At 70.3% G+C, this 14052-nt stretch carries 14 protein-coding genes, 1 tRNA gene and 1 other RNA gene; 4 read left to right on the forward strand and 12 right to left on the reverse strand.

What is annotated here, in order from left to right; translation table 11 throughout:
- Window positions 1-8 precede the first annotated feature (8 nt).
- Genes ACZ7CD_RS39450 through ACZ7CD_RS39485 form a run of 8 tightly spaced genes read right to left on the reverse strand, consistent with a single transcriptional unit; the run spans window position 9 to window position 7763 of the window.
- Window positions 9-203: a hypothetical protein gene (locus tag ACZ7CD_RS39450; RefSeq protein ID WP_360386543.1), complete on the reverse strand. Its 195-nt coding sequence runs from the start codon at window positions 201-203 to the stop codon at window positions 9-11.
- Window positions 200-673 (reverse strand): hypothetical protein, encoded by a 474-nt coding sequence (locus ACZ7CD_RS39455; protein ID WP_360386540.1) that lies wholly within the window; start codon window positions 671-673, stop codon window positions 200-202. Before ACZ7CD_RS39455 ends, ACZ7CD_RS39450 begins: the two co-directional genes overlap by 4 nt.
- An 18-nt stretch (window positions 674-691) precedes the next feature.
- On the reverse strand, window positions 692-1693 hold the full coding sequence (locus ACZ7CD_RS39460; RefSeq protein WP_360386537.1) for a C40 family peptidase: 1002 nt from the start codon (window positions 1691-1693) through the stop codon (window positions 692-694).
- Window positions 1694-1696: 3 nt separating this feature from the next.
- Window positions 1697-2293 (reverse strand): hypothetical protein, encoded by a 597-nt coding sequence (locus ACZ7CD_RS39465; protein WP_458429224.1) that lies wholly within the window; start codon window positions 2291-2293, stop codon window positions 1697-1699.
- Between the two features lie 16 nt (window positions 2294-2309).
- Window positions 2310-4181, reverse strand: a complete 1872-nt coding sequence (locus ACZ7CD_RS39470) for a hypothetical protein (protein WP_360386531.1) — start codon at window positions 4179-4181, stop codon at window positions 2310-2312.
- Window positions 4178-6991 carry an ATP-binding protein gene (locus ACZ7CD_RS39475; RefSeq protein ID WP_360386695.1) on the reverse strand — a complete coding sequence of 938 codons (2814 nt, stop codon included), beginning with the start codon at window positions 6989-6991 and terminating at the stop codon, window positions 4178-4180. The genes ACZ7CD_RS39470 and ACZ7CD_RS39475 overlap by 4 nt, the downstream gene beginning before the upstream one ends.
- 19 nt (window positions 6992-7010) lie before the next feature.
- The gene (locus tag ACZ7CD_RS39480) at window positions 7011-7481 is read right to left on the reverse strand and encodes a hypothetical protein (RefSeq protein ID WP_360386528.1); all 471 of its coding nucleotides are present in this window, start codon (window positions 7479-7481) and stop codon (window positions 7011-7013) included.
- A gap of 3 nt (window positions 7482-7484) precedes the next feature.
- Window positions 7485-7763, reverse strand: coding sequence for a hypothetical protein (locus tag ACZ7CD_RS39485; RefSeq protein WP_360386526.1), 279 nt, complete (start codon window positions 7761-7763; stop codon window positions 7485-7487).
- A 489-nt stretch (window positions 7764-8252) separates the two neighbouring features.
- Between ACZ7CD_RS39485 and ACZ7CD_RS39490 the strand changes: the two genes are divergently transcribed.
- Entirely contained in the window at window positions 8253-8444 is a 192-nt protein-coding gene (locus tag ACZ7CD_RS39490) for a ParB family protein (RefSeq protein ID WP_360386523.1), read from the forward strand.
- A gap of 61 nt (window positions 8445-8505) precedes the next feature.
- Here the strand turns inward: ACZ7CD_RS39490 and ACZ7CD_RS39495 are convergent, their stop codons facing one another.
- The 3 genes from ACZ7CD_RS39495 to rnpB all read right to left on the reverse strand — a co-directional run bounded on the left by ACZ7CD_RS39495 (window position 8506) and on the right by rnpB (window position 11788).
- A complete protein-coding gene (locus tag ACZ7CD_RS39495; protein ID WP_470380981.1) occupies window positions 8506-10092 on the reverse strand; it encodes a DUF6345 domain-containing protein in 1587 nt (528 codons plus the stop codon).
- A 160-nt stretch (window positions 10093-10252) separates the two neighbouring features.
- The gene (locus tag ACZ7CD_RS39500; RefSeq protein WP_360386518.1) at window positions 10253-11377 is read right to left on the reverse strand and encodes a threonine synthase; all 1125 of its coding nucleotides are present in this window, start codon (window positions 11375-11377) and stop codon (window positions 10253-10255) included.
- A 17-nt stretch (window positions 11378-11394) separates the two neighbouring features.
- An RNA gene (gene rnpB / locus ACZ7CD_RS39505) (RNase P RNA component class A) lies at window positions 11395-11788 on the reverse strand.
- A gap of 176 nt (window positions 11789-11964) precedes the next feature.
- Here rnpB and ACZ7CD_RS39510 point away from each other — a divergent pair.
- Together ACZ7CD_RS39510 and ACZ7CD_RS39515 are read left to right on the forward strand one after the other, a co-directional pair.
- On the forward strand, window positions 11965-12486 hold the full coding sequence (locus tag ACZ7CD_RS39510) for an NAD(P)H-dependent oxidoreductase (RefSeq protein WP_470380982.1): 522 nt from the start codon (window positions 11965-11967) through the stop codon (window positions 12484-12486).
- A gap of 19 nt (window positions 12487-12505) precedes the next feature.
- The gene (locus ACZ7CD_RS39515) at window positions 12506-12685 is read left to right on the forward strand and encodes a hypothetical protein (RefSeq protein WP_360386512.1); all 180 of its coding nucleotides are present in this window, start codon (window positions 12506-12508) and stop codon (window positions 12683-12685) included.
- A 2-nt stretch (window positions 12686-12687) separates the two neighbouring features.
- Here the strand turns inward: ACZ7CD_RS39515 and ACZ7CD_RS39520 are convergent, their stop codons facing one another.
- Window positions 12688-13788, reverse strand: coding sequence for a bifunctional RNase H/acid phosphatase (locus ACZ7CD_RS39520; RefSeq protein ID WP_470380983.1), 1101 nt, complete (start codon window positions 13786-13788; stop codon window positions 12688-12690).
- A 119-nt stretch (window positions 13789-13907) separates the two neighbouring features.
- Here ACZ7CD_RS39520 and ACZ7CD_RS39525 point away from each other — a divergent pair.
- Window positions 13908-13990, forward strand: a tRNA-Leu gene (locus tag ACZ7CD_RS39525).
- The last annotated feature ends 62 nt before the right edge of the window (window positions 13991-14052 follow it).

Raw genomic sequence — 14052 nt, forward strand, 5'->3', positions numbered from 1 at the left:
ACCGGCGATCAGTCCTCGTCGTCGCCGCGCCACTTCTTGTCCGCCTCGTCCGCGGAACGCGTGCGTTCGCGGGCGATCTCCAGGGCGCGTGCGGCCGTGGCCTCGTCCGGGTACGGGCCCATCCGGTCAGCGCCCCGGCAGCCCTTGCCCTGCTCGACGGTCTGGTGGGTCAGGCAGTAGAACCACCCGCTGGTGTCACTCATGCGCGTTCGCCTCCCATGGGCGCCGGGAATCCCCGCGGCGGCGTGGACTGGTTGGCGTTGGCGTACTCCGACGGGATCGGATCCAAACACGAGACCAGGACCGTGCGGTGCTCGGCGTTGTCGATCAAGCGGTCGGACCGGTCACGGTAGACCAGCGAACCGTCCGAGTCGATCTCCACCACGGCACCGACCTCCGCGAGCTGTTCCTCGTCGAGGTCGGTGAGCTTCTCGTAGCGCGAGGGCACCACGCGGTAGATCGGCCACTTCAGGTGGCCGTAGGTGCGGTGGAACTCCGCGAGCAGGTGGACCATGTGCTGCTGCCACGGCAACGGCATGGCCTCGGCCAGCGCGCGCGGGACCACCACGTAGTCGGACGAGACACCGGGAGCGCCGGCGGCCGTGTAGTCGCGCACGGGTGCGCTCGACGCGGGTGGTCCGGCGGGCCTCGGGATGGGGTTGTGGTTGAACATGCAGCGCCTCCCCGCGATCTACACGCCCGGCCGGACGGCCATCGGCATCAACTCGTGGTAGTTCCAGTTGATCTTGCTGATCTTCACGACGTCACCCGTCTGCGGTGCGTGGATGTACTCGTCGCCGCCGAGGTACATGGCCACGTGGTGCACCGAACGCGGGTCGGCCGTGTTGTAGGCCCAGAAGATCAGGTCGCCCGGCTGCGCGTCGCGGACCGGCAGGTGGGCGCCGCCCTTCTCGTACTGGTCGTTCGCCACCCGCGGGATCTTGACCCCCGCCCCCGCGAACGCCTTGACCAGGATGCCGGAGCAGTCCCAGGCGTCCGGGCCGTTGCCGCCCCACAGGTACGGCTCGCCGAGCTGCTGCTTGGTGAACTCGATGGCGACACCCGCCGCGTTCGAGGCGACCAGGAACTCGCCGGCGCCCGCGCCGCAGCCGGCCGGGTCGGAGATCTGGCCGAGCTCGCTCAGCAGGAACGCCGCCATGGACTCCCAGTTGTGGTACCTGTCCGGGAACGCCGAGCGCTCCACCGCCTGCGCCGAGTCGCCGGGCCTGCGGTTCTCCCAGTCCGGCACCTTCAGCAGCACGTCGTAGAACTTGTTGATCGCGTAGACCGGGTCGACCACCTGGGCCTCGGTGCCCCAGCCCATCGACGGGCGCATCTGGAAGATGCCGAGCGAGTCGCGGTCGCCGTAGTTCAGCGGGCGCAGACCCGACTCGGTCATGCCGGCCTGGATCGCGATCTGCCACGCCAGCGGCGGCAGCTCCCGCTGCTGGCCGATGGAGATGATCTGGGCGACGATGTTGCGCTGCTCGTCGTTGAGGCGCGACGCGTCGTGGCGGCCCTTGTCGCCGCCGCCCGCGTCCCACGGCCCGATCGAGGCGTTGCAGCTCATCCGCAGCACGCCGGCTCCGCCGGCCGCACCGCTCTGGTTGTTGACCACTTGCGTGACACCGGACGTCGCGACCACCGTCACGATGGCCACGACGACCGCACCGATGATCAACATGAGGCGCATGGCTCAGTCCGCCTTCGTGTAGCTGTTGACCCGCCACTCGTTGCTGGGCGAAAGCTTGATCAACGTGATGACGACCTTGCCGGAGTCGGTGCCGACCCGGAAGTCGGCCGACGACACCGTGGACCGCACCGGGGCGACCTTCTCGGTGATCTTGTCCGGCACGTTCTTCGGGTCGATGGTCGCCATCTGCGCGAGGAACTCCTCCGTGGTGTACGGGCGGAGGTTCGCGAGCCACTTCTCGACGTCGTTGTTGGGCGGCGGCTTGATCCAGTTCTCCGCCCAGAGCTCGGCCACCAGCTGCGCGTCCGCCTGCGGCGGCGCGGCCTGCGCCGAGTTCGTCGGCGGCGGCAGCTTGGTCGGCAGCGACACCCCGCTGCTGGGCAGCTGCCCCACCTGGGTCGGCTGCACGGAGGTCGACTGGGCCGCCACCGTCGTGCCGGTCGGCGAGCGGTCCAGCATCCTCGGGATGATCACCCCGAGGGCGACCACGAGCAGCACGAAGATGACGATCGACGCACCGAGGTGGCGCGGGGAACGCATCGGCCAGCCCCACAGGCTGCGGTAGACCGCGGCACGGCCGCGGTTCGTGCGGATAGGCACCGGTTGTCCCCCTTCCTCAGTTGTCCCTGACTTCGAAGCCGCGCGACGGCCGGTAGATCACGTGCACCTGGCGTCCCGCCACCACTTCGGTCTCCGCGCGCCGCGGTTCCTGCACCGGGGCCGAGTAGCCGTTCGACCGCGACGGCACGAGCACCGCGTCGTCCACGCGGTCCCACTGCCGGTCGGTGACCGGTGGGCTGTCCACGACGCGCGACCGGCCGACCGGCAGCGCCGCCGGGCCCGATCCCGCGGGCAGCGCACCGGCGCGCGTGGTGCTGTAGCCGTCGCCGGACGAGTTGATCTGGCTCGGCGCACCGCGGTCGAGCCGCTGGGCGGTGGCCGCGACCGGGTTCGACGCCTCCGGGCGCACCCGTCCGCGGCCCCGCTGCGGCACCTCCTCGCCGGCGCCGTCGCCCTCGCGCACCGAGTCCCAGAACTCGTCCTGCGGGCTGGGCCCGGTCTGCTTGCGGCCGCGCAGCTTCGACCAGACGCCGCCCTGCATCGGCAGGACGTTGCTCGCCGAGCCGACCGACATCTCGACCATCTGCCACATGCGCCGCAGCGGTTTGCCGATCACGAAGCACACCAGGGTGAGCATCAGTCCCAGCAACGTCCTCGTCAGCAGCGACAGCCCGGTCGCGTTGAAGATCGCCTGCAGCAGCAGCGCGTGGACACCCGCGAGGACCGCGAGCACCAGCACGTTGAACACCGTCACGGCGGCCGCGCGGGCGACCTTGCGCAGCAGGTCGTGGTGGATCAGCGCGACGAGGCCGATGAGCGGGCCGGCGAGCGTGAGGATGCGCAGCAGCAGCTGGGCCAGCAGCACCGCGCCCTTCGCGAACAGCTGGAACAGCGAGAACGCGACCGCCTGCAGCAGCGAGAGGAACCCCGCGCCGGTGCGGCTGCCGTCGGTGCCGTCGAAGTAGCCCTTCGCGGTGCCGAGCTGGCCTTCGAGTGCGATCCACTCGGCCTTCTTGGCGCTCAGCGCCGCCTGGTCGGCGTCCTTGTGCTCGGCGATCTCGGCCGTGGTCCAGGCCTGCGCCTTGAGGATGCGCGGGCCGTACTCGACGGCCTGCGGTGCCTCGGGAGTGCCGAACGCGCCGCGCAACCAGCTCTGGTACACAACGGCTTCGTGCAGTTTCGTCGGCAGCACGTGGAGTGTGCCCTGCTCCTCGGGGGCCTCGATGAAGCCCGCCTGTATCTCCGACGTCTTGGAGACCAGGGTGTTGTCGAGGAGGTTGTAGAACTGGGGCAGCGCCAACGTCGACGTGGCGAGCCACATCGCGGCCAGCGCCCAGAGCCCGCGTTTGGAGATCGCGGCGAAGTCGCCGGTCCAGATCTGCCGGAACATCAGGATCGCGAGGATCAGCGCGACCAGCCCGAACCAGCGCAGGTAGACGTTGTCGTAGACCTTCTGCACACCGTTGTTCACGGCGTCGTCCAGCGGCACCAGCAGACCGCGGCCCATCACCGTGTAGTGCAGCGCGTTGGTGGCGCCGACGATGTTCTTGCCGATGCTGAAGAGCTCGTTGCCCGCCCACGTGTCGATCGTGGCGTTGGCGTTCGGGATGGTGCAGCTCTTCTGGTAGTAGTGCCAGACCATGCCGGCGTAGCCGTAGTCCAGGTACGCCGAGCCCGGCAGGCCGTTGCCGACCGGCGGGTCGAGCGCGCCGACCATGCCCGCACCCGGACGTTCCGGATTGGGTGCCTCACCGCAGTTTTGGGCGTGGGCGGCCGGGGCACCCAGTACCACCTGGAGTGCCAGGATCGCCGACACGAGACCGATGGCCCTCGTGCGCGCGCCCACGCGCTGGGAGAGGCGCAGCCCGAACCGCCGCCTCGCCCAGAGCAAGGCGACGACCGAGACCACGACCGCCAACAGCGTCATGCCACGCCGTCCCGGTGGCGGTTGGAGCCGTCACCGTGACCCACCAGGTGGGCCTCGTCCTCTGTCAGCCCCAGTTCGAGGTCGGCGGCGAGCTCGTCGTCGATCTCGTCCGGCACGTACGCGGGTTGTGGCACTGACGGCACCTGGTCCTCCTCGCCCGACGGAAGAGCATCGCGGTCGCGCTTGGCGTCCGGAGTCGTGTCGAGCGCGTTGCGCAGGTGCTCGAGGTGCGGACCGCTGAAGTCGATGCGGATCCGTTCCACGCCACCGGCACCGTCGCCGAAGATGAACTGCCGCGGCGCGCGGTCGCGTTCGGACACGCTCCGCTCACCACCGGGACGGCGGCCGAGCGAGGCGACGACCTGCTCGTAACCGGCCCCCACGGGCACCTTCAGCAACCGCAGCGCGTCCGCCTGCGCCTGGTCGTCGTCGAGCCTGCCGACGAAGACCGAGTCGAGCAGGGCGACGAAGCCCTGGATCTTGAGGAAGTCGGCGGGGATCTGCGAGGACAGCAGCACGCGGACGTTCCACTTGCGCGAGTCGCGAGCGAAGCGGTTCATCAGCACGCGACCGGTCGGGACCTCCGACAGGAAGAACGCCTCGTCGATCCAGACGCCCTTGCGCTGGTCCTTCGGCTTCTCGTAGATCGAGCGCTGGGTGAGCCACGCGGCGAGGTTCAGCATCTCGACGCCGAGCGACTCCGCGTCCGTCCAGTGCTCGCGGCCGACGCCGTCCTTGGGCAGGTTCAGGCCCGCCATGGTCAGCACCGTGAGCCGGTCGTCCCGCGCCTCGTTGTACGGGTCGGCGTTCGCCTCGGGGATCAGCAACGACATGCGCTCGCGCATCTCGTCGAGGAAGTCCGCGACGACCACGGCGTGCTCGTGGTGCTCGGACGCGTCCCGGCGCAGCGCCTCGAAGACGAGACCGGGGTGGGCGTCGAAGCGGCCGCCGACGGTGCGGACCGCGCGAAGCAGCACGATGCGCGTCTGCGGCAGGCGGGCGACCTCGAACGGCAGCAGACCGGTGAGCACGTCCAGCACCAGCCGGCGGCGGGTGGCCGCGGCGAGTGCCTTCTCCCTGCGCCACGCGCGTTCCGGGTCGTCCTCGTCGAGGAAGTGCTCGATCATCGGCTCGGCGACCACCCGGTACGGGTTGAGGATGCCGGGCTGGGCGTTGAGCAGGTTGATCGGCCGGGCGTACGGGCGCAGCTCCGGCAGCTCGCACAGCGCGGCCAGCGGACCGGACGGGTCGAGCAGCGTCCAGTGCGCGCCGGAGCGCAGCGTCTTGTAGACGATGCCGCCGCCGAGGAACGACTTGCCGGCGCCCAGACCCGCGACCATCGCCGTCAGACCGGACGCGTCGCGCAGCTCCTGGGCCATCCACGGGTCCCAGGCGACCGGGCGCCGGGTGGCCGTGACGGTCTCGCCGAGCAGGATGCCGCGGCGGTCACCGACCTCGGCCGTGGCCGTCGGGACGGCGGACGCCGCCCACAGCACGCTGCCGCGCCGCAGGTACGCGCCGTTCGACAGCGGCTCACCGGGGATGAACTCGCGGGCGATCGCGTACTGCGCCTCCGGGTGGTCGATGGCGATCTTGGGCTTGTACAGCTCCAGCAGCTGCTGGGCCAGGCGCAGGGCCTCGCGCTCGGTCGGCCCGGAGACCGCGAGCCGCCACCACGAGCGCACCCTAGTGCCCAGCGCGGTGAAGCCCGACGTCATCTCGTCGTCGATCTCCAGCACGCGCCCGGCCTGGCGGGCCAGCGACTGCGGCGGTTCCAGCTCGTGCTCGTCGGTGTAGTGGCGGACCTGCGAGCGCACCTTGCTCATCTGGCGGGAGAGCTCGCCGGACACCTCCTCCGGGCGGCGCACGTAGATCCGCGCGGACCACTCGACGGAGGCGGGCAGCCGGTCGGCGCGCTGCACCCACGGGTCGTCGACCTCGGGGATCTGCAGGCCGTGCATCAGCCCGACGGTGAGCACGGCGACGTGCCGCCGGATGCCCGCGTTCGAGCCGGTGCGGCCGCGCACGGTCACCGTCGGCGAGTACGGCTCCTGGTGGAAGTCCGCGGCGTCGGTGAAGCTGGCCAGGTCCTCCGGCTCCCACGCGGCACCCGGCACCGCGGGCAGGTTGCGCGGTGCGGGCAGGCCCAGCGAGCACGACCGGTGCATCAGCCAGGACATCTCCTCGGCCGTCGCGGGACGGCCTTCGAGACCGGCCGACCCGATGACCTGGTCGAGGTGCTCGACCTCGGAGTCCAGCGCCACCAGCTCGGCGTCGACGGCGTCCGGGAAGACCTTGCGCAGCACGGGGGCCGCGCGTTCGACGGCCCGGTCCATCATGTTGCGGGTCTGCACCTGGACGCCCAGGTAGACCTCTTTCTCCGCCATCGAGCGGCCCATGAGCTGCTGCTGCTCGCCGACCATGTAGTCGTCGAACGTCAGCGTGCCGGGGGTGTCCGGCAGGCGCTTGACGGCGTTGTGCACGTGCGCCTCGGCCCACATGCGGATCGGGTACGGCCGCGTCGTGACCCGCAGGTGCATCCAGCGGCCCTGCAGCTCGGCGTACTGACCGGCGATGGCGGCGATCAGGTCCTGGCGCTGCGAGTCGCTGCGGAACGACCAGCGCTGCGGCGCGAGCCGGTACCAGGCGTAGACCTCCTGGCCGGTGCGCAGCAGGTGGCCGTCGATGCTGCGGGCGCTGATCGACGGCGTGTAGCTGGGCACCGCCTGCTCGCCGGGCAGGCGGCGGCCGCGCTTGGAGTACGCGGCCCGGTCGCGGTCGCGCGGGTCCGCGGCCGCGTGCTGCGCGATGTGCTGGGCGGAGCGACGATCACGGTCTCGCCGGCGTCCGAACACCGCGAACCTCCTTCTTGCGCGTGGCTGACGTCCGGCGGTTCTGGGCCTGCTGTCTCGCCCGTTGTTTCTTGCTCAACTTGGGACGAGGGCGCTGCGAGCTGACCCGGATCCGGGCGGCACTGGCCGCCCCGCCGGTGCTGGCCGTGCGTTCTCGAGGTGCGGTGAGCTCGCGGACCCACATCGACATGACCGCCGTGAGCGGCCGTTCGTGGCTGATCCGCTGGGTGATGAACCTGGTCAGGATGATCGTGGCGACGAGGGCCCACGCGGTCGAGAAGAACCCGAACCCGATGCCCATCTGGCGCTCGATCGTGAGTACGACGAGGAAAACGACGATCCCGACGCCCCACGCGACGTAGCGCGCACGCCAGGGGAAGGTCGCTTTCGGCGGGCCCAGCCAGACGGCGTCGACCCGGTAGACCTCGTCGTCAGTGCGAACCCGCACGCGTCAGCCTCCGACGAACAAACCGGCGAGCCACTGCCCGATGTTCTTGCCCGCGTCGGTCGTGACCGCGAGGCCGATGATGGCCAGTGCGACGATCACACCACCGAGGCGGCGCATGACACCCGCGTTGTCGCCCTTGCCGCCACCCAGCCAGAGCAGCAGCAACGCGACGGTGAGCAGGAGCAGGGGAACGATGTTGCCCAGGATCCAGTCGCGGATGTTGTTTGTGCCCGGCACCGTCGGCTGCTGCTGAGCGAGTGTCACCAGTTCCATGGCGGTCATTTAGGTACTCCTGAGTGCGCTCGGGCTTGCGCTACGAGTAGAACACGAGTTCGTCACGGCGTGTGGAGCAAGTGGAGCTGGCTGCAGATCATCTGGGCGTTCCCCGGGCGGCGAATTACGTCTAATCTGGCCGACACATCATCACTGAGGAGACGTCAGTGGGGAACACCAGGACCAAGATTCTCTCCGTCGCTGGCAAGGTTCACCCGACTGCGAACGCCCTGGTCACACACAGTGCGTGCGTCTCAAAACCGCGCACGTGTCCATCCAGGGTGGATGCGCTGAACGGCCGGTTCGCGGCTCCGCCGCGCGTACGCCCCGAAGCGACGACTCCGAGGAGATTCGCCCATGCTCGAACCTGACCTCGTGCCGGACGGAAGTGTGGACGGAATCACAGCCTCCCCTAGTGCTCCAGGCGTTCCCCAGCCTACCGGGACGGGCCCGCAATCCCGGCGCCGGGTCCAGCGGACGATCAACTTCGACCGTTCGGTGCTGGAGCGCGCCCGTGCGGCGGCCACGTACCTCGCGTCGTACGAACCGCAGGCCGGGGTGCGCTCGCTCGCGGACATCGTCAACCCGGCTGTCCTGGCGTACGTGACAGAACTGGAGGAGCTGTACAACGGCGGGGAGCCGTTCCGGCCCGTGCTGCGGATGCCGTCCGGGCGGCCGGCGAAGCGCTGAGCACGCCGGAAAGGCCCGGCGACCGCAGTCGCCAGGCCTCCCACCGGTGTGCCGGGCAGGGTCAGGACCCGCCGCGGATCCGCCAGAACATGCCGGTCGAGGCGTAGTCGGGACCCACGGAGCCCTTGCCCCAGAAGTAGTCGTTGAAGTTGCCGTACCCACCGGACGCGCCCAGGTACACGCCCATGGTCGCCCACTCGACGGACGCGGGCTGGGTGTCGATGCTGGCCTGCGCCCACGCGTCGCGGACCTTCATCGGCTTGTTCCACCACAGGAACGGCGAGCGCCACAGGTAGTGGCCGTACTTGCCGCCGTGGTTGGAGGAGTTGTAGCTGATCGTGGTGAAGCTGTTGATCTGGTGCAGGCCGCGGAACGCCTGTCCCCAGCGCTGGCCCCACGTCTGGCCACCGGTGTTCGTCTCCAGGATCAGGCAGGTGAAGAGGCTCATCCACTCGACGTCGTTGTTGCCCCAGCGCGCCTCGGTGTTGGCGAGCTTGGTGTCGTTGTGGTTGGAGCAGCCGGTGAAGTAGAAGCCGGTGCCGGAACCGTGGCCCTGCCAGTAGGTCAGGTCGACGTCGTCGGCCCAGTTGGTGTCGTCACCGCCGGGGAACACCGGGTCCTTGAAGTCGCTCTCCCAGGCGTTGTGGTCGAGCCAGCTGAAGTCGCGGGTGATGCCGTGGCTGCTCGCCTCGGAGTTGAACGAGCCGATGTTGGCCGGGGTGTTGGGCAGGCCGGAGCAGTTGCCGGTGCCCTCGCTGCCGACCTGGGTGCCGGCGCGCTGCGCCTTGAGCTGCTGCTCGGGACGCGGGGTCTGCGGCGGCTGCGGGGCGGGCATCTCCGCGCCCACCACCGCGGGCAGGATGATGGCCTGCGGTGCGCCGCCGTCGGCGTTGCGGCCGGTGCAGCGGAACGACGGCTCCACCCGGTCGACCTTCTCGCCGAGCGCAGGGGCCGCGTAGACGTAGTTCACGTCCGGCTTCACCTCGGCGCCGAGGTAGCTCTGGCACAGCTTCAGGCCGTGGGCCAGGTCGTTGACCTTCACGCTGCCGGTCTTCTCGTACGTGCGGGCGGCGTGGCTGAGCGCCGTGACGCCCTGCGCGTCGAACGCGACGCGGATGTTCGCGCCCTCGCCCTCCAGCGGGATGCCGCCGAGGTCGAACGTGTACGACACCGACGTGTCGAGGTTCTGCGTGAGCCCGGTGCGGCCGTTGGCGTCCGCGAGCTCGAACGTCGTGTGCCGGGCGGTCGGCGTGGCGTTGTCCGGCAGCACACCGGCGGAGCGCAGCGCCTCCTGGACGCGCTTCACGGCCACGTCGGTCGGGACGGTCTGGATGCGCTTGAGGGCCTCCAGGTCCAGTGCGGACTGCGTGGTCTCGTTGCCGTCCTCGTCCTCCTTGCCCCGTCCTTTGTCGACGGTCGGGACCTGGAGGTAGCGCTGCTCGTCGGCGAACGCCACCTCACCGCTCTCGGACCTGGCGACGTCCTTGAGCCCCAACGCCCTCTGCAGCTTCTGCGCCTGCTCCTGGTCGAGCCCGGAGCTCGTCACCCCGTACACGGGCAGCTCCGCCTCTGCGGCGAGGCTGGTGCCCGCGGCTCCCGCGGTGATCAGGCTGGACAGGGCCAGCACCGCGGTCAGCTTGCGTTGCATCGTCTTGTTCCCCCTCCTCGGTGGTACGGCCGGCTGCAGGGGCCGACCGTCTGACAGGAGGATGGGGGCGTGCGGGCCGTGATACCGGGAGTGGTGAACCGGGGCCGGCGCACCACTCGAACGGCCGCATTTCTGTAACGCCCTCAGGGCCTGCGCGTACTTAGAGGCGGATCCCCGGGTATTTGACGCCCGCACCGGTGTTGAGCACGACCACCTCGTCGGCCGGCTGGAGCCAGCCGTCCGCGCGCAGCTGCCTGACGGCGCTGACGGTCGCGGCACCCTCCGGGCACAGGAACACGCCTTCGAGCCGGGCGCACTCGGCGCGGTCGGCCTCGATCTGCTCGTCGGTGACGGCGACCGCGGTGCCGTTGGTCTGCCGGAGCGCTTCGAGGATGATGAAGTCCCCCAGCGGTTTCGGCACGTTGATGCCGAACGCGGCGGTGTGGGCGCCCTCCCAGAACACCGACTCCTCCGCGCCCTCCACGAACGCCCGCACGACCGGCGCGCAGCCCGTCGCCTGCACGGCGACCAGCCTGGGCAGCTTCTCGCTGATCCAGCCGAGCTCGCGCATCTCCTGCAGCGCCTTGTAGATCCCGATCAGGCCGACCCCGCCGCCGGTCGGGTAGACGATCACGTCGGGCACCCGCCAGCCGAGCTGTTCGACGATCTCGTAGCCCATCGTCTTCTTGCCCTCGATCCGGTAGGGCTCCCTGAGGGTCGACGCGTCGAACAGGTCGACGTCGGCGAGGGCCTTGGCCGCGTCGGCGATGGTGCCGGGCACGATCCGCAGCTCGGCACCGCTCGCCGCGACCTCCTCGCGGGTGATCAGCGGGGCGTCCTCGGGCATGGCGATGACGCTGCGCAACCCGGCGCGGGCCGCGTACAGGGCCCAGGCGGCGCCCGCGTTGCCGTTGGTCGGCATCTTGATGCCCTTGATGCCGAGCTCCTTGGCCTTCGCGACGCCGACGGCCGCGCCGCGGGCCTTGAACGACCCGGTCGGCACGAGCGACTCGTCCTTCATGATGACGTTCGCGTCCAGCGCCCGGCTCAGCGCCGGCAGCGGCACCAGCGGGGTCATGCCCTCGCCGAGGCTGAACGCCGGGTCCGGGCTGAACACCGGCAGCACGTCGCGGTAGCGCCACAGCGAGTTCTCGGCCGTCGGCCGGGTGACGCGGGTCAGGTCGTAGCGGGCCAGCAGCGGCGAGGCGCAGGAGTGGCAGAGGTTCTGGACGGCGTTGGCGTCGTGCTCACGGCCGCACCGGGCGCACTCCAGGTGAGAAAGCATGCGTCCATCAATACAGGCGGATGAGCCGGCATGTAAGCCGGATCCTGTTCACGGGGCTCACGCCCCGCTCGGCGGCCATCCATCTCGGCCTGCCGTCGCCGACAGGCTCTAGCGGCCTACCCGCGAGCATCGGGCGGGCCGCCCTCGAACGCTCGCGCAGGCGCCGTCGCTTTCGGTCAGGCGCCCTCTTGGCCTTGCTCCGGGTGGGGTTTACCTAGCCGCCCCAGTCACCTGGGGCGCTGGTGGTCTCTTACACCACCGTTTCACCCTTACCCCGGCCGTGGGCCGAGGCGGTCTGTTCTCTGTGGCACTGTCCCGAGGGTCGCCCCTGGTTGCCGTTAACAACCACCCTGCCCTGTGGAGTCCGGACTTTCCTCGACGGTCTCCCGCCGCGGCCGCCCTGCCGACTCATCCGCGTCCACCAGGATATCCCAGCGGCTGGGAGCGGTTGTCCACTGGTCCGAACGTTGCTTCACTCACACCCATGACACGACGTCGCCACGTCGACTACGGCCGCGTGGCAGCCAGCCTGTGTTGCCGCTGAGACCGCCACCGCCCACGTCCGCGATCTCAGGGAGTGCCCTGCCGTGTCCGAGCTGCTGATCATCTCCGGCGCGCCGTCCCCCGCCGCGCCCACCGGTCTCGTCGTGTCCTGCGTCGCCGCGCTGCTGGAGGCCGCCGGCCACCGCGTGACCCACCTGAACGTGCGCGCGCTGCCAACGTTGTCGCTGCTCACCGAGGACCTGCGCGACCCGAAGATCGCCGCGGCCGTGAGCTCCGTGCTCTCCGCCGACGGCGTCGTCGTCGCCTCCCCGGTCTACCGCGCGGCCTACAGCGGCCTGGTCAAGGCGCTGCTGGACCTGCTGCCGAAGAAGGCGCTGCGCGGCCGCGCCGTCCTGCCGCTCGCGACCGGCGGCAGCCAGGGGTTCCTGGTGGCGATGGACTACGCGCTGCACCCGTTGCTCGCCTCGAAGGGCGCGGACCACGTGGTGCGCGGCGAGTTCGTGCTGGACCAGAACGTCGGCACCCCGGCGGCGACCACGGCGCTGGAGGCCGCGGCGGACCGGTTCATGACGGCGCTGACGCCCCACCTGCGCAAGGCCGGCTGACCACTCCGGGAGGGGAACCGTGAAGCTGTTCGGCGTCGTGCTCCTGTTGGCCGTCTTCACCTTCCTGCTGCTCGACACCGGACCACCGGCAGAGGCATCCGCGGACCCCTCCACCCTCCCCGACGTCGAGGTGCTGGCCCTCAGCGGCGCCCTGGTCGCGGCGGCGGTCGCCCTGGCGGTGCACCGCCGCCGTTCCTAGCTTCAGCCCAGGTGTGACGTGTCGTTGATCAACTTCACCGACGCGTGCCCGTCCGGGTAGAACTCGGCGATCGAGACGCCGGTCAGGTCCAGGTGCATCCGGAACAGGAACTGCGGCCCGACGTCCAACGCCTGCCGCAGCAACGTCTTGATCGGCGTGACGTGACTCACGACCACGAGCGTCTTGCCGCCGTACTTGGCAATCAGGTCCGTGCGCGCCTTCCGCACCCGCGCGTGCACCTGGTCGAAACTCTCCCCCTGCGGCGGCTGGACACTCGTGTCCCCCAGCCACCGCCGGTGCACGTCGGGGTCCCGCTGCGCCGCCTCCGCGAACGTCAGCCCCTCCCACGCGCCGAAATCGGTCTCGATGAGCCCCTGATGGGTGACCACCTCAAGCCCGACCGCGTCAGCGACCTCCCGCGCGGTCTGCGCGGCCCGCTGCAACGGCGACGACACGACCGCCGCGACGTCCTCCACCTTGGACAGCCGCTGCGCGGCCTTGGCCGCCTGCTCCAGCCCCAACTCGGTGAGCGGGTGGTCGCCGTGGCCGGAGTAGCGGCGCTCGACGCTCAACCTGGTCTGCCCGTGCCGCAGGAGGATCAGCCGCGTGGGCTCGCCCGTGGCTCCACTCCAGTGCGGCTGCTTGTCGCCTTCGGCTTTGACTTGGACCGGTTGGGAGGGCTTTCGGGGTTCCTGAGGCTTTTGCGCCTCGTCCATGGCTTCGTTCGCAAGCCGGTCAGCCTGCCGGTTGCGCTCCCGCGGAATCCACTCGTACGAGACCCGGTCGAACTCCTGCGCCACCTGCCGCGCTTCCTGCGCCAACGGCTGCATCGAGGGGTGCTTGATCTTCCACCGCCCCGACATCTGCTCGACGACCAGCTTGGAGTCCATCCGCACCTCGACGACCCCGGCCCCGACCTCCGCCGCAGCCCTGAGCCCCGCGATGAGCCCCTGGTACTCGGCCACGTTGTTGGTGGCGACCCCCACGAACCCCTTGCGCTCGGCCAGCGTCTCCCCGCTCCGGTGGTCGCGGACAACGGCCCCGTACCCGGCAGGCCCGGGATTGCCCCGCGACCCCCCGTCGGCCTCGACGATGACCTTCACCGGCCGTCCTCCTCGCTGTCCACGCGCCTGTGCGGCCCCGATCGTAGGCGGGCGTGCCGGCGTTGCGTGCCCCCTGGTTCAGGGGGCGTTCTGGGGGCGTATATGCTTCAGCCACACCGGTCCGGGTGGCGGAATGGCAGACGCGCTAGCTTGAGGTGCTAGTCCTCGCAAGGGGGTGGGGGTTCAAGTCCCCCCTCGGACACGTACGCTAAGCACACGCGGAGAGGTCGTCGCATAGACGGCCTCTTTTGCTTTGTCGTACCT

The organism is Lentzea sp. NPDC036949, from assembly GCF_055608075.1.